The 23,057-nt window shown below is 65.6% G+C and carries 21 protein-coding genes; 11 read left to right on the top strand and 10 right to left on the bottom strand.

The window, feature by feature from the left end; translation table 11 throughout:
- Positions 1 to 91: 91 nt before the first annotated feature.
- The 3 genes from gyrB to psmA form a co-directional block, all read right to left on the bottom strand.
- Positions 92 to 2,023 carry a DNA topoisomerase (ATP-hydrolyzing) subunit B gene (gene gyrB / locus NDI89_RS14505; RefSeq protein ID WP_277522329.1) on the bottom strand — a complete coding sequence of 644 codons (1,932 nt, stop codon included), beginning with the start codon at positions 2,021 to 2,023 and terminating at the stop codon, positions 92 to 94.
- 100 nt (positions 2,024 to 2,123) lie between these two features.
- Positions 2,124 to 2,843 carry an archaeal proteasome endopeptidase complex subunit beta gene (psmB, locus tag NDI89_RS14500; protein ID WP_277522328.1) on the bottom strand — a complete coding sequence of 240 codons (720 nt, stop codon included), beginning with the start codon at positions 2,841 to 2,843 and terminating at the stop codon, positions 2,124 to 2,126.
- Complete coding sequence (gene psmA / locus NDI89_RS14495) at positions 2,836 to 3,582, bottom strand: archaeal proteasome endopeptidase complex subunit alpha (protein ID WP_277522325.1); 747 nt, start codon at positions 3,580 to 3,582, stop codon at positions 2,836 to 2,838. The genes psmB and psmA overlap by 8 nt, the downstream gene beginning before the upstream one ends.
- Positions 3,583 to 4,075: 493 nt before the next feature.
- Between psmA and NDI89_RS14490 the strand changes: the two genes are divergently transcribed.
- The 10 genes from NDI89_RS14490 to NDI89_RS14445 all read left to right on the top strand — a co-directional run bounded on the left by NDI89_RS14490 (position 4,076) and on the right by NDI89_RS14445 (position 15,104).
- Complete coding sequence (locus NDI89_RS14490) at positions 4,076 to 5,314, top strand: NRAMP family divalent metal transporter (RefSeq protein ID WP_277522324.1); 1,239 nt, start codon at positions 4,076 to 4,078, stop codon at positions 5,312 to 5,314.
- A gap of 68 nt (positions 5,315 to 5,382) precedes the next feature.
- Complete coding sequence (locus tag NDI89_RS14485) at positions 5,383 to 6,162, top strand: sulfite exporter TauE/SafE family protein (protein WP_277522323.1); 780 nt, start codon at positions 5,383 to 5,385, stop codon at positions 6,160 to 6,162.
- Positions 6,163 to 6,269: 107 nt separating this feature from the next.
- A complete protein-coding gene (locus tag NDI89_RS14480) occupies positions 6,270 to 6,698 on the top strand; it encodes a universal stress protein (protein WP_277522322.1) in 429 nt (142 codons plus the stop codon).
- Between the two features lie 104 nt (positions 6,699 to 6,802).
- Positions 6,803 to 6,991, top strand: coding sequence for a hypothetical protein (locus tag NDI89_RS14475; RefSeq protein WP_277522321.1), 189 nt, complete (start codon positions 6,803 to 6,805; stop codon positions 6,989 to 6,991).
- Positions 6,992 to 7,100: 109 nt separating this feature from the next.
- Complete coding sequence (locus NDI89_RS14470; protein ID WP_277522320.1) at positions 7,101 to 8,360, top strand: hypothetical protein; 1,260 nt, start codon at positions 7,101 to 7,103, stop codon at positions 8,358 to 8,360.
- The gene (locus tag NDI89_RS14465; RefSeq protein ID WP_277522319.1) at positions 8,357 to 9,361 is read left to right on the top strand and encodes a two pore domain potassium channel family protein; all 1,005 of its coding nucleotides are present in this window, start codon (positions 8,357 to 8,359) and stop codon (positions 9,359 to 9,361) included. Before NDI89_RS14470 ends, NDI89_RS14465 begins: the two co-directional genes overlap by 4 nt.
- 114 nt (positions 9,362 to 9,475) lie before the next feature.
- Complete coding sequence (locus NDI89_RS14460) at positions 9,476 to 10,912, top strand: dihydrolipoyl dehydrogenase (protein ID WP_277522318.1); 1,437 nt, start codon at positions 9,476 to 9,478, stop codon at positions 10,910 to 10,912.
- 151 nt (positions 10,913 to 11,063) lie between these two features.
- Positions 11,064 to 11,420 (top strand): hypothetical protein, encoded by a 357-nt coding sequence (locus NDI89_RS14455; protein ID WP_277522317.1) that lies wholly within the window; start codon positions 11,064 to 11,066, stop codon positions 11,418 to 11,420.
- Positions 11,421 to 11,541: 121 nt separating this feature from the next.
- Positions 11,542 to 14,016, top strand: a complete 2,475-nt coding sequence (locus NDI89_RS14450; RefSeq protein ID WP_277522316.1) for a DNA topoisomerase VI subunit B — start codon at positions 11,542 to 11,544, stop codon at positions 14,014 to 14,016.
- Positions 14,013 to 15,104: a DNA topoisomerase IV subunit A gene (locus tag NDI89_RS14445; protein WP_277522315.1), complete on the top strand. Its 1,092-nt coding sequence runs from the start codon at positions 14,013 to 14,015 to the stop codon at positions 15,102 to 15,104. The genes NDI89_RS14450 and NDI89_RS14445 overlap by 4 nt, the downstream gene beginning before the upstream one ends.
- Positions 15,105 to 15,362: 258 nt before the next feature.
- On the opposite strand, the gene NDI89_RS14440 is transcribed toward NDI89_RS14445, so the two are convergent.
- Positions 15,363 to 16,718, bottom strand: coding sequence for an Nramp family divalent metal transporter (locus NDI89_RS14440; RefSeq protein WP_277522314.1), 1,356 nt, complete (start codon positions 16,716 to 16,718; stop codon positions 15,363 to 15,365).
- A gap of 312 nt (positions 16,719 to 17,030) precedes the next feature.
- Here NDI89_RS14440 and NDI89_RS14435 point away from each other — a divergent pair, with 312 nt between their 5' ends.
- Positions 17,031 to 17,336, top strand: a complete 306-nt coding sequence (locus NDI89_RS14435) for a hypothetical protein (protein ID WP_277522313.1) — start codon at positions 17,031 to 17,033, stop codon at positions 17,334 to 17,336.
- Between the two features lie 136 nt (positions 17,337 to 17,472).
- Here NDI89_RS14435 and NDI89_RS14430 read toward each other — a convergent pair whose 3' ends face one another.
- The 6 genes from NDI89_RS14430 to NDI89_RS14405 all read right to left on the bottom strand — a co-directional run bounded on the left by NDI89_RS14430 (position 17,473) and on the right by NDI89_RS14405 (position 22,921).
- Positions 17,473 to 18,177: an MBL fold metallo-hydrolase gene (locus NDI89_RS14430; RefSeq protein ID WP_277522312.1), complete on the bottom strand. Its 705-nt coding sequence runs from the start codon at positions 18,175 to 18,177 to the stop codon at positions 17,473 to 17,475.
- Positions 18,178 to 18,243: 66 nt separating this feature from the next.
- Positions 18,244 to 18,981 (bottom strand): fumarylacetoacetate hydrolase family protein, encoded by a 738-nt coding sequence (locus NDI89_RS14425; RefSeq protein WP_277522311.1) that lies wholly within the window; start codon positions 18,979 to 18,981, stop codon positions 18,244 to 18,246.
- A 78-nt stretch (positions 18,982 to 19,059) separates the two neighbouring features.
- On the bottom strand, positions 19,060 to 19,908 hold the full coding sequence (locus NDI89_RS14420) for a sugar phosphate isomerase/epimerase family protein (protein ID WP_277522310.1): 849 nt from the start codon (positions 19,906 to 19,908) through the stop codon (positions 19,060 to 19,062).
- A 404-nt stretch (positions 19,909 to 20,312) separates the two neighbouring features.
- Complete coding sequence (locus NDI89_RS14415; RefSeq protein WP_277522309.1) at positions 20,313 to 21,284, bottom strand: UbiA family prenyltransferase; 972 nt, start codon at positions 21,282 to 21,284, stop codon at positions 20,313 to 20,315.
- Position 21,285: 1 nt separating this feature from the next.
- Entirely contained in the window at positions 21,286 to 22,116 is an 831-nt protein-coding gene (locus tag NDI89_RS14410; RefSeq protein WP_277522308.1) for a sugar phosphate isomerase/epimerase family protein, read from the bottom strand.
- Positions 22,117 to 22,120: 4 nt separating this feature from the next.
- Positions 22,121 to 22,921, bottom strand: coding sequence for a TatD family hydrolase (locus NDI89_RS14405; RefSeq protein ID WP_277522307.1), 801 nt, complete (start codon positions 22,919 to 22,921; stop codon positions 22,121 to 22,123).
- Positions 22,922 to 23,057: the final 136 nt, after the last annotated feature.

Here is a 23,057-nt window from a genome sequence, read left to right as displayed (position 1 = left end):
GGCCGACGACCGACCCGTAGGGGAGGGAGGAGTGCTTTTGATCGAAATTTTGCCGAGGGCCAGCTACGCTGGCCCGCAGAGCAAAATTTCGTTAGATGTCGATCCACTCGGCTTCGGGGGCGTGATCCTTGATGAACTGCTTGCGGGGTTCGACGGCGTCGCCCATCAGGACGGAGAACATCTTGTCCGCCGCGGCCGCGTCCTCGATCGTGATCTGCTTGAGGATGCGGTTGTCGGGGTTCATCGTCGTCTCCCAGAGCTGCTCGGGGTTCATTTCGCCGAGCCCCTTGAACCGCTGGACTTGGGACGGACTCCCGTTGCACTTCTCTTCGATGATCTCGTCGCGTTCGGCCTCCGTCATCGCGTCGTACGTCTCGCCGCGGTACCGAATGCGGTACAGGGGCGGCTGGGTCGCGTAGACGTAGCCGCCCTCGAGCAGCGGCCGCATGTGCCGGTAGAAGAACGTGAGCAGGAGCGTCCGGATGTGCGCGCCGTCGACGTCGGCGTCCGTCGCCATGATGATCTTCTTGTAGCGGACGTCCTCGACGTCGAACTCGTCGCCGATCCCCGCGCCGATCGCGGTGATCATGTTCCGGATCTCGTCGTTCTCGAGGATGCGGTCGAGCCGGTGTTTCTCGACGTTGAGGATCTTCCCCTTAATGGGGAGGACGGCCTGGAACTCGGGGTTCCGGGCCTGTTTCGCGCTGCCGCCCGCGGAGTCACCCTCCGCGATGAACAGTTCGGCCTCGTCGGGGTCTTTGGTCTGGCAGTCGGCCAGCTTCCCCGGCAGCGAGGTGGACTCGAGGGCGGACTTCCGGCGGGTCAGTTCCTCGGCCTTCTGGGCGGCCATACGTGCCTTCGCCGCTTCGACCGCTTTGGCGACGATCGCCTCGGCGGTGTCTGGGTGTTCCTCGAAGTAGGTACCGAGGCCCTCGTGCATGGCGCTCTCGACGATGCCTCGGACTTCCGAGTTGCCGAGTTTCGTCTTCGTCTGGCCCTCGAACTGGGGATCGGGGTGTTTGATCGAGATGACCGCGGTCAGCCCCTCGCGGATGTCCTCTCCTTTGAGGTTGTTGTCGAGGTCGGAGAGGAGGTCGTTGTCGTTGGCGTAGTCGTTGACCGTCCGGGTCAGCGCGGTCTTGAACCCGGTGAGGTGGGTGCCGCCTTCGCGGGTGTTGATGTTGTTCGCGAAGGCGTGGATCGAACCCTGGAGTTCCTCGGTGGCCTGCATCGCCACTTCGACCTGAATGTTCTGTTCCTCGTCCTCGAAGTAGATGATGTCGTCGTGCATCGCCGAGCGCGTCTCGTTGAGATAGTCGACGAACTCGCGGATGCCCCCGTCGTACTCGTAGGTCTCGGAAACGGGGTCGCCCTCGTCCGTCGCTTCGCGCTCGTCTCGAAGCGTGATGCGCACGCCCGAGTTGAGGAAGGCCAGTTCCCGGAGCCGGTTCGACAGGGTCGAAAACGAGACGTCGCCCGTCTCGAAGACGCCCGTATCGGGCCAGAACGTGATCTGGCTCCCGGTCTCCTCGTCCGGCTCCATGTCGCGAACGCGCTCCATGTCGCCGACGGGTTCGCCGGCCTCGAACGCGTGGCGGAAGACGCCGCCGTCGCGTTTGACTTCGGCCTCGAGGCGTTCGGAGAGGGCGTTCACGACGGAAACCCCGACGCCGTGGAGTCCCCCGGAGACCTGGTAGGACTTGTTGTCGAACTTGCCGCCGGCGTGGAGGACGGTCAGAATGACCTCGAGTGCGGGGCGGTCGTACTCTTCGTGTGTGTCGACGGGGATACCGCGGCCGTCGTCCGCGACGCTCACCGAGCCGTCCTCGTGGATGGTGACGGTGATGTCGTCGCAGTGGCCGGCCAGCGCCTCGTCGATCGAGTTGTCCACCACTTCGTAGACGAGATGGTGAAGGCCTCGAGAATCGGTAGAGCCGATGTACATCGCCGGTCGCTTTCGGACCGCTTCCAGGCCCTCGAGGACCTGAATCTGCCCGGCTCCGTACTCGCTTTCCTGGGACATGTAAAACCTGCTTTCGGATAGCAGTCCGCCCCTAATAAAAGTCACGTGTACGCGCGCGAGCGCGAACCGAAACGATCCAATGCCGGAAAACGATGCGAGCCTAGATGACGTCGTCGAAGTCGTTGTGGCCCCGAATGTCGACGCCCTCGTCGGTGACCTCCGCGAGGAAGACGCCGTTCCCGGAGCCGGTGTCGCGCTCGACCGCGCTCTTGATAGCGCGAGCGGCGACCGACTGGGCTTCCTCAAGCGAGAGGTCGTCTTCGTACTCGTTCTCGAGGAGCCCGTAGGCCAGTTGCATCCCGCTGCCGGTGACGGTGTAGTCGTCGGCCATGACGCCGCCGGCGGGATCGATGCTGTAGACGTGGCTGCCCTCGGTGTCGACGCCGCCGAGGATGGGGTTGATCGCCCGGAACGGGCCGCCGCGGGCGAAGTTGCCCGCGAGCGTCGCCAGCGCCTCGATCGGCATCGGCTCGCCGCGGCGCGATTCGTAGAGGTTGACCTCGGCCCGCAGCGTTCGGATGAACGACTGCGCGCCGCCGACCGAGCCGACGAGCGTGAGCGCGCCGGTCGGGTGGATCTGCTCGACCTTCTGGACGTCCTTGTTCGAGACGAACCGGCCGCCCAGACTGGCGCGCATGTCCGTCGCGATGACGACGCCCTCGTCGGTCGTGATCCCGATGGTCGTCGTCCCCGTGGAGTTCACGTTCTCGCCGTAGTCGTCGCTTCCCTGACTCCCGTCGGGGAGCGAACCCAGTTCGGGCTCGTACGGCGACGGATCGCCGTTCCCCTGCGGCGTCGACGGCTGGGTCCAGTTATTCATCGGTCTCCTCCTCGGGCTGGTCGATCTCGGCGACGATCGACTCGAGGTGGTCCGTCTCGACCGAGTGGAACGACTCGTCCTCGGTCGTGATCGTCGCGACGTCGACGTCTTCGGGATCGACGACTTCCTCTTCGGCTTCGCTGAGCGCGCTCAGCGCGAGCTCGATACCGGCGTCGACGTCGAGGTCCTCGCGGTAGTGCTCCTCGAGGTAACCCTGGATCGTGTCGCGGTCGCCGCCGATGGCGGCCGCTTTCCACTCGTAGTCCGTCCCCGAGGGGTCGGTCTCGAACAGTTTCGGTTCGCCGTCGTCGATACCGCCGACGAGGAGGGCGACGCCGAACGGGCGGGCACCGCCGGTCTGGGTGTACTCCTGGATGTGATCGGTGACGGCTCGCGTCAACGTTTCGACGCCGATCCGCTGGCCGTACCGGAGCTGTTCGCCCTGCGCGCGGCGACGGGCGAGGTCGACGAGCTGGCGGGCGTCGGCGACGTGCCCGGCGCTCGCGACGCCGACGTGATCGTCGGCCTTGTGGATCTTTTCGACGCTCTCGCGTTCCATGAGCGGCGAGCTCACCTGCCGGTTGGCGGCGAGGACGACGCCGTCGGGCGTGCGGAGTCCGACGCTCGCGGTTCCGCGCTTGACGGCCTCGCGGGCGTACTCGACCTGATAGAGGCGTCCGTCCGGGGAGAAAATGGTGATCCCGCGGTCGTACGCCTGCTGATTGGATTGTCCTTGCATAGATTTCGGTCTTCACCTCTGGTAAGGGATAGAAATATATAGGCCTTCTTCTGAAGGCAACTTCCTCTCCACCGGTCGGTTCGATCCGGAGCGACAAGAACGTACTGCCCGCACACTCTCGAGCGCGTCGATCGTGACGAACGGACCCCCCTGATAGGGCCGACGTCTCCGATCTAGGGGCGGAGTAGCTATCCGAGACACCCGAATTCCTTTCGCGCCGGCTCCCGTTTTCCGATCGCGTATTCGCCGTCGCACGAGGCTCGGCCGCCGCTGTCGTAGCCGGTTCGAGCAACTTCGATATTACCCGACCCCGGATGGGAAGGGGTGTCTGCTATCTCAAGCTTTCCCCTCAACCGAATCCCGGTCGTTGCATCTGCTACGGAATTCCGTACTACAGTACACGGATGACATGCACCTGGCAGTCCCTCGAATCGCGGGATCGGTCGCGGGCTCGAGGAATCCGACAACCGAGCTTTTCGGGAGACTACGACACATGGAAGAACACAGTACCGCGGTCGACGTTCCTGTCGAAAAGGCTAAAGAAACAATTCACCAGTACGGGCTCGGACTCCTCTTTGCGGCGAATATTTTCGGAGCCGGGTCCGTCTACATTCTGACACAGGCGGGCGTCAGTTTCGGGTTCGGCCTCCTATGGGTCCTGCCGCTGACCCTCGGCGTCGGACTGACGATGCACGAGATGTCCGCTCGATTGGCGGCGAGGAACGAACCGTTGATGGACTACATCAGGGACGTGATCGGGCCGCGGGCTGCGAAACCGTTCGCGATCGGCATCGCGTTCATCATGCAGTTCTGGAGCGTCGCCAACTACGCACTCGCAGGGGCTGCGCTGGTCTTTCTCACCCCGGTTTCGAACCTGTACGTGGGTATCATCATCACGGCGGCGCTCGGTATCTCGCTCGTCGAACTCCGCGTCTATAGCCGCATCGAGGGAGTCATCGCGGCGCTCGTGCTGGCGATTTTCGCGTCCTATCTGGTCATCGTCGCGAACCTTCAGCCCCCGCTCGGTGGCGTGGCTCTCGGGTTCGTTCCGACGATCTCCGCCGACCTGAATTACCTGACGATGATCATCGCACTGCTGGGGACGACGGTCTACTATCCGAACTTCTTCATTCAGACCAGCATGCAACACGAGAAAGACTGGACGGCCGTCTCTCGATATCGGAAAGACCACACGGTCGGCCTGGCCGCCGTCGTCGCCCTCAGTGCGACGGTTATTATCGCGGCTGCCATGGCCATCCCCGACGGGACGCTCACGCTGACCGCACCCGCAGAACCGCTCACCGATATGATCGGCCCGTGGGTGCTTTCGGTGTTCGTCCTCGCCGTCGGCGCTGCGTCGTTCACGAGCGCGACCGGAACGCTGTTCGCCGCCGGCTTCATGGTCCCGCAATCCTACGAACTGACGACCCACTTCGGCGACATGCACTTCCGGCGGACCGTCCACTTCCTGATCGGACTGTCGGTCCTCCTCGCGATCCCGATCCTCGCCTTTACCGAGTTTACGCCAGTGCGGCTCGCACTACTGATGCCCGCAGTCAACGGTGTCGTCGGCCTGCCGATCACGGCGCTCGCACTGTTCGCCGCGATCGAACGGTACGTCGAGCCGAGTCGACTCGAGCGCGTGATCTTCCTCGCGGTCGTCGTATTGGTGTTCCTCACGTCGCTCGTGACGGCCGAATCGCTGGCTCGCTCGATCGTCGAACTCCTCTGAGATCAGACCGGGTCCGACCAGAAGAGTCAGGCGTGCCGGGACGGACACGTGAACAACGCCGTCCCTCCATGTTCGAACTCCCCTTCCACCTCTCGCTGACGCTGTTGCTCGTCTCGATCGCGTTCTTTTCCGGGATCGGGATCACAACCATCGGCCCCGGCGGGATCTTCGTGACGATCGCCCTCTATTCGCTGACGCCGCTGGCCTCGAGTCAGGTCGCCGGCACCGCTCACGCGACCTTCGTGGTCACTGGACTCGTCGGGAGCGCCGCCTACGTGTACTCCGGCGAGATGGGCACCGGGGAGGGCCGTGCCATCGCGATCGTCCTCAGCGCGACGAGCGTCTTCGGCGCGCTCGTCGGCGCGTACGCGAACTCCTTCGTGTCGCGCGCCCTGTTCGGGCTCTTGCTCGGCGGCGTCGCGATGGCCGTCGGCGGTATCATTCTCTACCGCGAGCGCCGGGGATTTCGACCGATCTACGACCTCGAGCCGCTGACTCGGTCCGGCCGGATCGTCCTGGGCGGGCTCGGGTTCGTGCTCGGCGTCTGCAGCGGCTTGCTCGGGATCGGCGGCCCTGTACTGGCCGTCCCCGCCCTGGTGCTCGTCGGGGTACCGATGCTGCTCGCCGTCGCCGCTGCACAGGTCCAGTCGATCTTTATCGCGACGTTCGCGGCCTCGGGCTACTTCCTGCAGGGGAACGTCTCGATTCCGGTCGCGGTCGTCGTCGGGACGCCGCTCCTGCTCGGCGTCGTCATCGGCTGGCGGGTCGCTCACGTCGTCGATCCCGAGCGGCTGAAGGTCGGTCTGGGCGTCGTCCTGCTCGGTGTCGGCCCCTATCTCGCCCTCTGACCGCCGAATCGAGCACTGATCCCCGGATCGTCGTTTCCGACCGGTCCCCGGCAACGGTGAACTCGCCTGAACCAGACTGAAGGGGACGCGGATAGACGGACGAACCCATGACGCCACGGGTCCTCGTTCCGTTCGACGATTCGGAGCCCGCCGCCGACGCCCTCGAGTACGCCTTCGACCTGTTTCCCGACGGCGACGTCGTCGTCTTGACCGTCATCGATACCGCTTCGGTCTCGTACATTCCGAACGCCGCGGGCGATGCCGGAGCCAGCGACGACGCCCGGACGGGTCCGAGCGAAGCCACTGCCGACCGGACAGCAACCGAGACCATCGCCGACGAACGCGGCAGGGACGTCGAAACGCGGACTCGGACGGGGACGCCGGCGCAGGAAATCCTCGAGTACGTCGAACGGAACCCCATCGACCACGTCGTCATCGGCAGTCACGGTCGATCCGGCGTCGCACGAATCGTGCTCGGGAGCGTCGCCGAAGTCGTCGTCCGCCACTCGCCGGTTCCTGTTACCGTGGTTCGGTGAGGGGACGCCGTGTCGAATCTCCCGTTACCTCCGTCACAAGAGCCTGCATACACGGGCAGCGAACCTTTGCGTGAGCGATGCCGATCGTCGAGTCGAGACCGACGATGAGCGACTACGACGGCACGGAGAACCGCGATACCCCGTGGCCGGGCGACGAAGACGGTGCGTCCGAACACGACGGTCGCGGTGACGACGAACTGACCGGCCGCGACAGAACGTCCGTCAGCACCTACAGCGCCTACGCGATCCGCGACCGCCGTCGGCAGGTCGATGTGCGACGAACGGCGACCTGAACCGCCGATTCCCGTCGACGGATCGCTCTGAGGCCGTTCCTCTTCGCAATCGTGAAAGTGGCATACTCCGGCCCAATCGACTTATCCCCCGTTCTGGTATGGTGGTCCGATGCTTCCGCTCGTCGCGACCGCGCTCGCTCTCGTCGTCGGCGTGGTGGTTCTCGAGATCGTGTCGTACCGGGCCCTCGAACGGATTCCGTCGGTTGCGACCGAGGAGTTCCCCGAGATCGACCGCGAATTACTGGGGAAGTTCAGCAGTTTCGACGCCGAACTGGGCTGGTGCCCACAGCCGAACCGTGAGAAACAGAAGGACACGGGCGATCACCTCCCCGGCGAGGAGCTCCGCAGCGTCGTGACGTACTCGACCGACGAGTACGGGAGTCGGGTCTGTCCCGCCAGAGACCGCGATCCCGACGCCGACGTGACGGTCTCGACGTACGGCGACTCCTACTGTTTCTGCCGGGAGGTCGACAACGACGAGACGTTCCAGAATTACCTCGCGGGGGAGCTCGATACCCACGTGGCCAACTACGGCGGCGGCAACTACGGCCTCGATCAAGCGCTCATGCGACTCGAGCGCCAGTATCCCGACGACCCGACCGATCACGTCTTCGTGGTCGTCACCGCCTCCTCGATCGCGCGCATCCTCAGCGTCTGGAAACACTACCAGGAGTTCGGCAACATCCTCGCGGTCAAACCCCGATACGTCCTCGAGGACGGCGACCTCCGGCGCGTCGAAAGCCCCGTCGACGAGAAAGAGGATCTGCTCGACCTCGAGTCGAAGGCCGACTTCCTCCGCGAGTACGACTTTCACTACGACCACTGGTTCGAGCCGCACTTCGCGTCGCGTCCGTACACGACCGACTTCCTCGAGAAGAACGAACACGTCCGGTACGCGGCGTATACGGCCGGAAAGGAGCTAGAGCGCCGACTCGAGCGCTCGATCCCGGGCATCGATTTCGATCTAGCTCAGACACAGTCCGCGCTGCGATTGGAGCAACCCCGCGTCCGGTACCACGAGCGACTGTTCGACACGCACGAGTACCTCTTCGACGCGCTCATCGAGCGGTTCGTCGACTACGCGGACGAACACGACTTCGAGCCGACGTTCGTGATGGTCCAGCAGCTCCGGTACGCGACGTACGAGTCGGAACACGGACCGATTTACGGCGACCTGATGGACCGCCTCGACGAGCGCTACGACGACCTGACGACGATCGATATGGCGACTCACCTCACTCCCGAGGACGGCGACGTCGAGTCGCTGTACGTCGAACGCGGGGAAGGAGGCCACTACAGCCCCGAGACCAACGCGGAGATCGCGCAGGTGCTGGCGGGCGTCGTCGAAGAGCGAGCCATCGTGGAATGAATCCGGTCTATCTCGTCGTCGGAATCGGTATCCTCGTCGCCGCGATCGTGGACATCATCTGGACGACCCTCTGGGTCGACGGCGGATCCGGTCCCGTCTCCGGTCGGCTCACGACCGCAGTCTGGAAGGGGCTCCGCATCGCGACCGGCGATCGCAACAGGGCGCTCAGTATCGCCGGCCCGCTCATTCTCGTCCTCACGCTCGCGACGTGGATCGGTCTCATCTGGATCGGCTGGACGATCGTCTTCTCGAGCGAATCCCTCGCCGTGGTCAACACGCGTACCGGCGGTCCCGCCGACTGGTGGGGACGGTTCTACTACGTCGCCTACACGATGTTCACCGACGGGAACGGCGACTACACCCCCGTCTACGGCGGCGACATCTGGGAGGTCGCCAGCGCGTTCACGACGGCCTCCGGCATGGCCTTCGTCACGCTGGGCGTCTCCTACGTCCTCACCGTTCTCGGCGCGGTCTCCGACAAACGCTCCTTCGCCAGCACCGTCACGGGGCTGGGACACCGAAGCGAGGCGCTCGTGCGAACGGGCTGGACCGGCGAGGACTTCGAGGGGCTCGAACTCACTCTCGAGACGCTGGCCTCCGAGCTGAGCACCCTCGCCGAGCAACACAAGTCCTACCCGATCTTGCACTACTACCACAGCGAACAGGACGACCGCGCCTCGGCCGTGGCCGTCCCCATCTTCGACGAAGCGCTCATGCTCTTTCGACACGCCGTTCCGGACGAACACAGCCTCGACCCCGCGACCATCGAGAACGGCCGCTCGAGCGCGCAGAGTTACCTCGAGACGCTCGACACGGCGTTCATCGAGCCCGCGCCGTCCGTTCCGCGGGCCCCGGACCTCGAGCGCCTGCGCGACGACGGTATCCCGACCGTTTCGGATCGGGAGTTCGCCGAGGCCCTCGCCGAGGTGACCGATCGACGGCGGCGACTCCTCGCGGTGGTCGAAGCCGACGCGTGGGAGTGGCCGCCCGTCGAAGAGTGAACCGCCGTCGGTCGCGTCCCCGCGGTCGGTTCAGACGACGTATCGGATGTATTCAGGTCGATTCACGCGGAAACGGGGTGGAGGATTCTTTGCGCTCCGAACCCACTCCTCCCCATGGAGGAGTACGACTTTCTCGTCATCGGGTCCGGGTCGGGTCTCGACGTGGCGAACGCGGCGGCGAATCAGGGCCAATCGGTCGCGGTCGTCGAGAAGGGCCGACTCGGCGGGACCTGTCTCAATCGGGGGTGTATCCCCTCGAAGATGCTGCTGTACCACGCCGACGTCATGGAGACGATCGAGCGCGCCGACGAGTTCCAGATCGACGCCACGGTGAACGACGTCGACTTCGCCGGTATCGTTCGGGAGGTCACCGAGGACGTTCACGACAGTTCGGACTCGATCCGGCGCGGACTGACGTCTTCCGATCGCCACGACCTGTACGACGCGGAGGGCCGATTCGTCGACGACCGAACGATCGAACTCGCCGGCGGCGACCACGACGGCGAGCGACTCGCCGCGGACACCGTCCTCGTCGCGGCGGGCACCCGTCCGGCGATTCCGCCGATCGACGGCATCGAGACCGTCGACTACCTCACCAGCAAGGAAGCGCTGCAGTTGCAGTCCCCTCCGGATCACCTCGTGATCGTCGGCGGCGGCTACATCGCCGCCGAACTCGGCCAGTTCTTCGGGACGTTCGGCAGCGACGTGTCGATCGTCGGCCGGCGACCGAACCTGCTCCCCGACGCCGACGAGGAGGTGGCCGAGGCGTTCACCGAGCGCTACGCCGACCGGTTCGACCTGTACACCGGCTACGAGGCCGCGAACGTCTCGGAATCCGACGGTTCGATCACCGTCGAGGCCAACCCCTACACGTACGGCGATGGCGGCGACGCGAACTCGGACGACCCGGTCTCGGTCACCGGCGACGAACTGCTCGTCGCGGCCGGTCGCGTGCCCAACACCGATACGCTGAACCCCGAGGCCGCCGGCATCGAAACCGACGAGGCCGGGTTCGTCGAGACCGACGAGTACCTGCGGACGACCGCCGACGGCGTCTGGGCGCTCGGCGACATCGTCGGCGAGTACCTGCTGAAACACAACGCGAATCACGAGGCACAGGCCGTCACGCGCAACCTCTTCCGGGACGACCTCGAGCCGGTCGACTACTCCGCGATGCCCTTCGCCGTCTTCGCGTCGCCGGAAGTCGCCGGCGTCGGACTGACCGAACAGGAACTCCGCGCGAGCGATCGGGAATACGCCAAGCGGACCTACCGCTACGAGGAGACGGCCCGCGGGAGCGCGATGAAAGCGGAGGGGTTCGTCAAGCCGATCATCGACCTCGACGGCGAGATCCTCGGCTGTCACATCATCGGGCCCGAAGCCTCGGATCTGATTCAGGAGGTCGTCGTCGCGATGACGGCCGGCTCCGGAACGGTCCAGGACATCCGCCAGTCGGTCCACATCCATCCCGCCCTCTCGGAAGTCGTCCAGCGCGCGTTCTCCGGGCAGTTCACTCGCGGCGGCTCTCCCGACCACAGTCACGATCACTGATCGGTACGGTCCCGACGGATCGGAACGGGACTGGGAAGCGGCGTTCGCGACGCGGCAGTACCGCGCTACAATCACGCGCGGGCGACGGAGGTGCATTCGTTGCACACGACCGCACTCCCCTTTTAGTATCACATCGTGTATATCGACCGTAATGACGAAAGCAGCAGTTATCATTCTGGCAGGTACCGAATCTCACAGCGACCTCGGCCGTCTCGTCAACGGACTCGAAGCGGCCAAGGAGTTCGCCGACAACGCCGAGGACGAACTCGAACTCATCTTCGACGGCGCGGGAACGCAGTGGATCCCGGAACTCGAGGACGAGGACCACGACTACCACGATCTCTATCAGTCCGTGAGCAACGAAGCGGCCGCCTGCGACCACTGTGCCGGCGCGTTCGGCGTCGACCAGGCGATCAACGACGCCGGCGTCGTCACCATCGACGAGAACGACGGTCACCCGAGCATCCGTTCGCTGGTCGACGACGACTACGAGATCATCACCTTCTAATCGGAAGTGCGAAGCCGACAGCGGGCCGTCGTCGTCCGCGGATCACCGAAAAACCCGTTGCGGATTCACTTTCACTCCGGTAGCACACACCTTTTAGCCTCTCCGTTAGTATGGGGCAACGATGACGTCGTTCCAGTCGACGCTCGGTGAGGATGCGGGGATCGCGGAGGAGCTGGCGGAGAGCCAGCAGTCGATCTCCATCGCCGAGTTCTTCGAGAAGAACAAGCACATGCTCGGCTTCGACAGCGGTGCTCGAGGCCTCGTCACGGCCGTCAAGGAGGCCGTCGACAACGCCCTCGACGCCGCCGAGGAGTCGGGCATTCTCCCGGACATCTACGTCGAAATTCAGGAAGCCGGCGACTACTACCGCCTGATCGTCGAGGACAACGGACCGGGATTGACGAAGGAATCGCTCCCGAAAGTGTTCGGGAAACTACTCTACGGCTCTCGCTTTCACGCGCGCGAACAATCCCGCGGTCAGCAGGGGATCGGTATCTCTGCCGCCGTTCTCTACGCCCAGCTGACCAGCGGGAAACCCGCCAAGATCACCAGTCGAACCCAGGGCTCGGAGGAGGCCGAGTACTTCGAGCTCATCGTCGATACCGACAACAACGAGCCCGAGATTAGCGTCGAGGAAACGACCACCTGGGATCGGCCCCACGGGACGCGCATCGAACTCGAGATGGAAGCGAACATGCGCGCCCGCCAGCAGCTCCACGACTACATCAAGCACACGGCGGTCGTCAACCCCCACGCCCGCCTCGAGCTGCGCGAACCCCAGGAACACTTCAAGTTCGAGCGCGCGACCGACCAGCTCCCCGAGGAAACCGAGGAGATCCGTCCCCATCCCCACGGCGTCGAACTCGGGACCGTGATGAAGATGCTGGCGGCGACGGACTCCCAGACGGTGTCGGGGTTCGTCCAGGAGGAGTTCACCCGCGTCGGGAAGAAGACCGCCGAGTCGATCATCGACGAGTTCCGCGACCGCCACTACGGCCGCGAGATGCGCTGGCGGCCGCCAGCCAGCCACGAGGCCGTCGATCTCCACGCCGCAGTCGAGGACGCGACGGCGAACAAGGGAGCCGACGCGACGGCCGCGTTCGCGGACGCCGTCGCCGAGGCGGTCGCGGACGCCGACCGCATCGCCCACCACGAACTGGTCGCGGCCGTCGAGTCGGCCGCCGAGGCTGTCGAGGACGACCACGGAACGACCTTCGGCGACACCGTCCGCGAAAACGCCGTCGAGGCCGTCTGGCTCGAGCTGATCGACGCCGTCGAAGCCGACGATAGCGACGAGTCCGAGGGAGACGTCGACTCGCGACTGGTCGCCGACCTCTACGACCTCGCGGACGACGCGACGAGCACTCGCAAGGACGACGCGGTCATCGACGCCTTCGCGGACCGGCTCGCGGCCAAGTTCGAGGACGAACTCGAGGGAGGCGACGAGGACGACGGGAACGTTCGCCACCGGCTCACCCACAAGCGGCTTCGGGACCACGTCGATCGCGCCGCCGATCTCACCGAGGAGTACGACGACGTCTCCTTCGGCGAGACGGCCCGCGAAAACGTCACCGACGCGATCTGGGACGTGATGGCCACCGTGCCGGACGACCCGCCGCTCGTCCGGGAACTCGACGGCGACCGCGACGCCACCAGCAACCTCGTCGACGCGATGCGCGGGACCGACATCATGGCACCGCCGACGCGGTGTCTCGCCCCCATCTCGGAGGACCTCATCACCGCCGGCCTCGAGAAGGAGTTCGACGCCGACTTCTACGCATCCGCGACGCGGGACGCCGGCGTCTCCGGCGGCGATCCGTTCATCGTCGAGGCCGGAATCGCGTACGGCGGCGACCTCCCCGCCGAGGGAACCGGCGAAGTCATGCGCTTTGCGAATCGGGTCCCGCTGGTCTACCAGCGCGGTGCCTGTGCGACGACGGACGTGGTCAAGTCGATCGGCTGGCGGAACTACGGCCTCGACCAGCCCGGCGGCTCCGGCCTGCCCAACGGGCCGGTCGTGATCATGGTCCACGTCGCCTCGACGAACGTTCCCTTCACCAGCGAATCGAAAGACGCCGTCGCGAACGTCCCCGAGATCGAAGACGAGATCGAGCTCGCGATTCGCGAGGCGGCTCGAGAGCTCAAGAGCTACCTCAACAAGCGCCGGTCGATGCAACAGCGCCGGAAGAAACAGAACGTCCTCGGGAAGATCCTCCCGGAGATGGCCGAGAAGGTGGCCGAAGTCACCGGCCGCGAGGAGCCGGACATCGACGACGCGATCGCGCGCATCATGAACAACGTCCTCGTCGAGCGCCACACCGAGGCGAACGGCGACGGAACCGCCGTCTCCGTCGTCGTCGAGAACAACTCGAGTACGAACGAGTCGCTGGAAGTGACCGACATCGTCTCGGCCGAGCCGCGGAACCTCTCCGACGGCGCGACCGTCGTCGAGATGGACGGCGAGTGGTTCGTCAAGTGGGAACCCGAGGTCTCGAGCGACGACGAGGCGGCACTCGAATACGAAATACCGGACGACGCGACGTTCGATCTGGACGTCAAAGGCGTCGAGAGCGAGAAGTTGACGGTGAAACAATGAGCACGGACGATACCCAGGAGGCACGAGAGCAGTTGATCGATCTCGCGGCGCAGTTCTACGACCAGTTCGAACTGGGCGAGATTCCCCACATGTCCGTGCCGACGCGGACGAAGAACAACATCGAGTACGACGAGGAGATGGACGTCTGGGTCTACGGCGACCGCGAGTCGACCCGCTCGGCCAACTCCGTTCGCGGCGCGCGAAAGCTCCTGAAGGCGATCTACACGATCGAGTTCCTCTCGGAGCAACTCGAGGAAGACCGCTCGTCGACCCTGCGTGAGCTCTACTACCTCTCGGAGAGCTGGGACAATAACGAGGCCCAGTTCAACGATCAGGACGAGTCGAACAGCATGGTCGAGGACCTCGAGATCGTCTCGGGGGTCACCCGCGAGGACTTCCACATGCGCCCGGAGGAATCGGGGGCGACCATCATGGGGCCGCTGTTCCTCCGCGAGCAGACCCGACGGGGCGAGCGCGAGATCCACTGCCAGGAGGACGTCGGCGAGGGCGGCTACCAGATCCCGAACAACCCCGACACGATCGAGTTCCTCGACAACGACGCCGACTTCATCCTCGCGGTAGAGACCGGTGGGATGCGCGACCGGCTCGTCGAGAACGGGTTCGACGAGGAGTACAACGCCCTGATCGTCCACCTCAAGGGCCAGCCCGCGCGGGCGACCCGTCGAATCACGAAGCGACTCCACGACGAGCTCGGGCTTCCCGTGACGGTGTTTACGGACGGCGACCCGTGGTCGTACCGCATCTACGGCTCCGTCGCCTACGGCTCGATCAAGTCCGCCCACCTCTCGGAGTACCTCGCGACCCCCGAGGCCGACTTCATCGGCATTCAGCCCGCCGACATCGTCGAGTACGACCTGCCGTCCGACCCGCTGTCGGATTCGGACGTCAACGCTCTGGAGAGCGAGCTCGAGGATCCGCGGTTCCAGACCGACTACTGGGAGGAACAGATCGAACTGCAGCTCGATCTCGGGAAGAAGTCCGAACAGCAGTCGCTCGCGGCTCGCGGCCTCGACTTCGTGACGGACACCTATCTGCCCGACCGACTGGACGACATGGGCGTCCTGTAGCGAGGCGACTCCCGCCGCGTACCGAATTCTGGGTGGACCACGTACCCGTTGTTTCCGTGCCGTACCGAGGCCCGTGCTCGAGGAAATCGCTACAGTTTCTGCCGTACAACGTCCCGATTCGGCCGTGGATCCGGTCCCGTAGACGGCGTAATCGGGGCGAGTAACGGAACCGATCGTTCGTCACGGCTCTCCTTCGACCGATTCGTTCAGTGGAACAGCCAGCACCGTTCCCCCGGAGGCGAGAAGTCGGTCGGGGCGTCAGCCGATGAGTCCGAGCCGAACCGCCGCACCCATCGCACCGAAGAGGAGCACGAGAACGAGGCTGACGACGTAGTAGGCGTGCCAGGCCCGCGACGGGCGGAACGGTCCGGGCAGGTTCCTTTCGACGACGTACCAGTTGGCCGGATAGAAGAAGATCTCCGTGACCGCGAGGACGGCGGCGACGTAGAGCAACAGCGTCAGCGGGACCTCGCCCAGCGCGACGACCATCGCGCTGCTGACCACGACGACGCCGAGGACGACCAGCTTCCGCACTCGCTCGCTGTCGATATCGTCGTTCTCGAGCGCCATGGGGAGAATATCACCGGTGGCGCGCGCAGCGCCGTCCAGTAGCGTGATGACGGTCGAATACAGCGCGGCGAACCCGCCGAGCAACATGGCGTAATACGACCACTCGCCGAACGAATCGCTCAGAATGTTGCCGATCGCGAAGGCGAGGTTCGCGTCCGTCGGGGGTTCCGGATAGAGGACGTTCGACGCCAGCACGACCATCGCGACGATCAACAGAAAGCTGAACACGTAGCCGATGTTGAAGTCGCGGCGACCGGTTCGGATCCACGCGCGGATGTAGTCGTGGTGTTTCGGATCCTCGGGATCGAGTCCTCGTTCCTCGAGTTCGCTCGCGCCTTCGCCTTTCGCCATGCTCCAGCTCCCGATCAGGATGCTCGTACTGAAGCCGGTCGGTGCGAAGCCCGCGGCGGCGGCGAACAGCGCGATGAACACCGGCCCGGTCAGATCGGGTACCGCGAAGGCCGTCTCGAGGACGACGTCGCCCGAGGGCGGCCCGACGAGGACGCCGAGCAGGACGAGGACGCCCAGCGCGATGGTAAACGCGATCAGGGCCGTCTCGAGCAGGCTATAGCGAGACGCTGCGACGAGCAGTCCAGCGCCGCCGACGAAGACGACGTACGCGATGGTGGCGGTGAACCAGCCGGGAGTCAGTGCGGCGACGAACGCGGCCGTGCTCATCCCGACGCTGGCCGTGATGAACGTGTACATGCCCGTGAACACCAGGATCGTCACCCACAGCGCCCAGTTCTTGGGACCGGGGAGCTGATCGTAGGCCTCGATCGGGTTCGCACCGACGCCGTAGTTGTAGCGGATCCCGAGCTCCCAGGCGCCGTACTTCGCGGCGTAGATGAGGCCGAACATCCAGATCGCTGCGAGCCCGAACGTGCCGCCCAGCGTGGGCGCCAGTACGATGTGGCTCCCGCCGATGCTGATCAGCGCCCACAGCATCGACGGTCCGAAATGCTCCCTGAAGAAGCCGCGCCAGTCCCGTTCCGGATACTCGAGGTCCGCTCTGGAACCCTCCGTCGCCCCCTCACTGGCCATCGTGATCACCGGTCGCAGGTGCAGCCATCTCGGTTCCCGAGACCGGCGCGATGGGACGATCAATCGGTTTTACTGTGCCAACACGAATCATAGGTGTCGAAGAATTCCCCAGGGACCACTTATATCGTGCGAATCGCCGAGGGCGACCGCTTTCGGCGCTCGGGTACGCACCGCTCACAGAACCGGAATGGACCGATGCGACGTTCCCTGCTGTCGCTCTCGCCGGGAAAAACGACCGGCTGGCCGCCGATTCCCTGTGACTGCAGGTGCAACCGGTTCCCGTCTGTGGAGAGTGCTATCGTCTAGACTCGTATGGCCGACGACAAAGACAGCGAACGGCCGACGCACAGTGAGCCGGACGAGGAGGCGATCGACGAGCCCACGACCTCGAGCGCGCAGGAGGCCGACGAGACCGCGTGGATGATGAAAGAGGGGGTCACGATCGGTCTCATCGCGATCGGTGCCACGCTCCTGCTCGCGCTCGGTCTCCTCCAGGGGACCGGTCGCGTCGACGTCCTGGCGCCGATCGCCGACACCGGCCTCGGACAGTGGGCCGCGTTCGCGGTGCTGGTACTCGTCGCGATCGCGGTGTTCGCCTGGTCGCGAACGGGGGTCTGATCCCGTCGGAGACGGTCTCTCCGTTCGCTGTCTTCACTCGACCGAGCTCCGATTCGCGTTCGGACCGTCCGTCGGTGCGCGACTCGAGGTCGTCGATGGCTCGATGTCCCCGCGTTTCGACCGTTCTCCGTGCCCGCTACCCGTCGAGAACGACCGGGACGGCCCGTCTCGCGACGTCGGCGACGAACGCGTCCTCGTCGGTTTCGATCGCGTCGAACGTATCGTAGTGAACCGGAAGTACGAGTTGGGGCTCCATCGTGGCGGCCAGCGACGCGGCCTCGCGGCGATCCATCGTGAACGTGCCACCGATCGGCGGTAGGAACAGATCGACGTCCAGCTCCTCGTGAACCGGAAGCACATCGGTATCTCCCGGCCAGTATGCCGTGATGCCGTCGATAGTGACGCCGAACCCACAGCCCCGCCCTTCGGGATGGTAGGGCGTTCCCTGTTCGTCGGTGTGGGGGCCGTCGGGATCGTTGTACGCCGGCGTCGTGAACAGATCGAGCGGCCCGAGGACGAACGACTCGTCCGCCCGGACGCGTTCGACCTCGAACGGGAGGCTTTCGGGCTGCTCGTCGATACCATCGATTTCGCCGGCGGCGATCGACTCGTGGAGCACGATCAGCGCTTCCTCGCGAGCCACCCGCCGGATCGATTCGGGGTCGTAGTGGTGATCGTGGGAGACGAGCACCAGATCGCCGTCTCGAGGCTCGCGGTCGTCCAGGAACCCGTACCGTTCCGGGCCGGGGTCCGTGTAGACGACCGCGCCGGTCTGTCCCTCGAGACGGACGGTCGCGAGGCCGAACCAGTCGACGGTCACCGCGTCGAATCGGACGGTCATTGCCGGACTCTTTCTCGAGCAGGCCGAAAAGTGTTCGACTCGCGATCGGCTACGACTCGTCCCGGGTCAGGGGATCCGAACCGAGTGCTCGAGCGAGCCCACGCCCTCGACCTCGATCTCGACGTCGTCGCCGTCCTCGAGCGGGCCGACGCCCTCCGGCGTGCCGGTCGCGATCACGTCGCCGGGCTCGAGCGTGAGATAGGTGGTAATCTCGGCGATCAGTTCGGGAATCGAGAAGATGAGTTGCTCGCGGGAGCCGTCCTGTTTGAGCTCGCCGTTGACGCGCGATCGGACGAACGCGTCGCCGGGGACTTCGTCGGGGGTCGCGAGGACGGGTCCCATTGGCGCCGCCCCGTCGAACGCTTTGCCGCGGATCCAGTTCTGTTCCCGGCGCTGATCGTCGCGGTTCGAGACGTCGTTCACGCAGGTAAAGCCCTCGACGACGTCCATGGCGTCGGCTTCGGAGACGTGGCGACACTGTTCGCCGATGACGACGCCGAGTTCGGCCTCGTGGTCGATCCGCTCCTTGCCCGCGGGAACGGTCACCGCATCGCCGTGAGCCGCGAGCGCGTTCGGCGGCTTCAGGAAGAGCATCGGGCGGTCGGGGAGGTCCGATCCCATCTCGTCGGCGTGGTCGGCGTAGTTGCGCCCGATGCAGACGACCTTCGACGGCTCCGACGGCGGTAACACGTCGATCTCGTCGCTCGCGAGGTCGTAGCTCTCGTTCGCGAAGTGGACGGTCCCGTTCTCGTACTCGCCGCGGCGGACCGCACCGGCCGGATCGCGAAAGCGGACGTATTTCATGCTCGGTGGAATGGTCGCAGGGGGTAAAAAGGATTGAGGACCCGGTCAGACCGAGGGGTCGGTTCGCGATTCGCCGAGCTACACGTACGCCTCGAGTTCCGCGTAGGCCTCTCGTGCCGCGCGATCCGGTTCGTCGGGGTAGGTGTAGAGCTCGAGCGTCGCGAAGCCGTCGTAGCCGACGTCCTCGAGCGCGTCGAAGATCGCCCGAAAGTCGAGATCACCCTCGCCGGGGATCCGATGGTAGTGTTTCCCCCGGCGGCCGCCGACGATGTCCTCGAGGTGGACGCCGGTGATGGAGCCGGCGCTGGCGCGGATGCTCTCCGCGACGTCTTCGCCGTAGACGGCCGCGTGGCCGACGTCGAGGTTGACGCCCAGCGAGTCGCGGCCGAGCTCGTCGATGAGTGCGAGCACCTCCTCGGTGTTCTCGATCAGCAACTCGGGCTCGAACTCGATGCCGACGTCGACCCCGCGCGGCTCGGCGTAGTCGAGGATCTCGCGGAGCGATTGGTGGAGGTACTCGCGGGCCGCCTCGGGCATCGTCCCCGGGAGCGGGCGGCCGCTCGCCAGACAGACCGCCGGCGAGCCGACCGTCTCGGCGAGATCGATCGCCCGTTTGGTGTACTCGACGCGCCACTCGCGGGCCTCGTCGTCGGCGCGGATCACGCTCGGTTCGAAGAACGACGACGGCGGCGCGTCGTCGTAGTACCCCATCGCCGTGTTCGCGTTGACATTCGAGACGGCGAGGTCCGTCTCCTCGAGTGTCTCGAGCAGGGCGGCACGGTCGTCGTCGCCGAACTCGGGGAAGTAGGCGTGGGGATCGTCACCGAGGAGTTCGACGCCCGTATAGCCGTGGTCGGCGATCCGCCGAACGGCTTCGGGGAGGGAGTGGCGCGTGTACGCGTTTGTCGAGAATGCGAGTTCGACCATCGATCTGTGCCTCGTACACCGAAATGCCACTAATTCGTTGGCCCTCCCTCTCGACCGGGAGTCAGACCTGCGTACTGTGACGGCCTCTTGCTGTGGCGCGCGCTGTCGGCCGAGGATACTGCGCGAGTGAGTCGGGTGGGGAGGGGCGTGACGATTCCCCGGTGCCAGATCGAGTAGAGCTATCTTATTCAGGGAGCGCTGAATCGAACGCGACTCCTCACTTACGTGGCAACGGGGAACTTCCACACCCTCCCCAACCGACTCGGTCGGTCGCGGTGCTCCCTCCCTCGTCCCTCACACGGTGTCGAACCGCGGTTCGTCATCGACTCACCGCGGTTCAGCGCGCGCCACCGCAACGCGGTTACTCACATCACACCGCACGAGATCACAGCGCACGTGGTGAGTCACGTCACGTCGAACGCGCGCGACAGTCCCACCGCCGGAACGAGAGCGAGGCCGGCCGCGAGCCCCCAGCGAACGCCGACGGCGGCGGCGAAGGCGGCGTCGAGCAACACGAGCCCGAGGACGCACGCGCCGACCGCGGGCCCCACGGTACTCGGCACCGGATCGGCGAACGCGGCCCGCAGCGGTCGGCCGACCCACCAGCAGAACGCGCCCGCGAAGGCGAGGGCGACGGCGGCCTCAAGCGCTGCCGGCTCGACGCCCGCGAGGAACCAGCCGAGGGCGAGCACCGCCGCGACCGCACCCGCGGACGCGACCGCGACGGCGCGCCGATTTCCGCCCTCGGTCTCTCGCGCGGCCATGAACGTGACGGCAGCGATGTAGGCGGTGACGACCGCGGGCACGGCCAGGAGTCGACGCGGCGACTCGAGGACCACGGCTCCGACCGCGGTCGTCCCGAGAACGACGTTTAGCCCGCGGGTGATTCCCATCGCGAGGAAACCGGCGGCAGATCCCTTGAGGAAGCCGTCGTAGGCGACGATTGCGACGGCGACCAGCCCGGCCGCGACGCCGGCCGGACCGCCCGCGACGGCGAACGCGACCGCGACGGCGACGAGGAGGAGTGCGAATCCCAGTCCGAACGCGGTTCGTCGAGCCACCCGACCCGAGGGGATCGGCCGTTCGGGTCGCTCTCGAGCGTCGACGGGGGCGTCGAAGGCGTCGTTGAGCGTCGTCCCGCCGGCGTAGAGGAGCACCGATCCGAGCGCGAGTCCGCCGACTCTCGTCGGTAGCGGCGTCCCACCGGCGAGAGCCGCCAGCGCGGCGCCGAGAATCACGTCCGGCGGCGCGGTGAAGAGATTCGGAAGCCGGACCAGTTCGGCGTACCCGCCGAGGATCGCCCGCAGGTCGCTCCGGTCGCCGTCGTCGACCGCGCTCGCCCGCTCGTCGCGGTCCGACGACGCGCCGCCGGCCACCCTACGCCCACCCGCGTTCCTCGAGGTAGTCCATCGCCGCCCGCGCGGTCTCGACCGGCGTCTCCTCGTAGGGGTAGAGTTCGACGGTGACGAAGCCGTCGTAGCCGCGAGTCTCGAGTTCGCCGAGGAAGGCGTCGATCTCCATGGCCCCGTCGCCGAGTCGCGTGTGCTCGTGACTCCGGTCGGCCGGGATGTCCTCGAGGTGGTAGTGGCTCGTGTGCTCCCAGAGCGGGTCGACGAGTTCGGCGGGGTCCTCGCCGACGCAGTAGAAGTGGCCGGCGTCGAAATTACACCGGACGCGCTCGGAGTCGACGCGCTCGAGCAGCGCGAGGAGCTCGTCGGCCGTCTCGATCAGCAGGTCGGGTTCGGGTTCGACGAGGAGGTCGACGCCCAGCTCCTCGGCCCTCGGGACGACCCGCTCGAGGCTATCGACGAAGGTGTCCATCGCCCACTCGCGGGACTTCCCCTCGGGAATCGGTCCGCCGGGTTCGATCGAGATGTACGGGAGACCGAGGTCGGCCGCGGTCTCGAGCGCGGCGAGGGTGTAGTCGATCCGCTTCTGCCGATACCCTTCGTCGACCTCGATGTACGAGGGGTGATGGAAGTCCTCGATCGCGGTCAGCATGAACGCGTTGCCGTTGCTGACGGCGATGTCGTGGCGCTCGAGGACGTCCGCGACGCGCTCGATTTCCTCGCGGGAACAGTCGGGGGGATACAGGTGGGGTTCGTCGAGCAGAATCTCGACGCCGTCGTACCCCGCGTCGGCGACGGCCTCGATCGCGTCCTCGAGCTGGTACTCCCGGAAGGCGTTGGTGGAGAAGCCGAACTGCATGCGTTCAGGCCTCGTAGTCGAAGTTCGGCGACTGGTCGAAGAACTCGTAGGGGTTCTCGAAGACCACCTTCCGTACGTCCTCGCGGTCCCAGCCCCGATCGAGCATCTCGTCGCGGGCCTTCGGCACCGCGAGCGGGTCCGAGGGGTCCCAGTCGGCCGCGCTGTTGAAGATCATGTTGTCGGTCCCGTACTCCTCGAGCAGGTCGATCGCCGACCCGGTCTCGATCTTGCCGGGATAGAGCGTGAAGCCGATCCAGCAGTCCGTCCGAGTCGAGATATCGATCGTGTTCTCGGTGTTGTGATCGATGATGATCCGCTCCTGCGTGACGCCCATCTCTTCGACGATCTCGACGATGCGCTCGGTGCCCGACGGCTTGTCGGTGTGTGGGGTGTGGATAATGACCGGCAGCTCGCGGTCGTCGGCGATCTCGAGCTGGCGGCGGAACGCCCACTCCTCGTCGTCGGTCACCTGATCGAAACCGATCTCGCCGACGCCGACGACGGGGTCGCGCTCGAGGTACTCCGGAATGCGGTCGAGGACGTCTTCGGCCATGTCGCGGTAGTTGGCCTCCTTCGGCTCGAGGCCGATCGTCACGTAGTGATCCATATTAGCGGCTCGTTCCGCGCGATCGGTCTCGTGGTCGATGATCTGCTCGAAGTAATCGAAGAACGAGCCCGCGTTGCGTTTGTCCTGGCCGCTCCAGAACGCCGGCTCGATGCAGCACTCGACACCCGCTCGCCGCGCCCGTCGGTAGTCCTCGGCCGAGCGCGATACCATGTGCATGTGAGGATCGATAATCCGCATACCCGCCGTCCGACGAACGGACGGTTTGGTGCTGTGATCGTTCGCTCGGCAAACCCGGCGTTGATCCCGACGGATCGACTCCTCCTCCGCTGGAATACGGTGTTACGGCCGATCAAATCCGAATTACTTCCGCTAC

This window comes from Natrinema salsiterrestre, assembly GCF_029502005.1.
Classification (GTDB): domain Archaea; phylum Halobacteriota; class Halobacteria; order Halobacteriales; family Natrialbaceae; genus Natrinema; species Natrinema salsiterrestre.
This window is presented reverse-complemented; position numbering and strand designations above follow the sequence as displayed.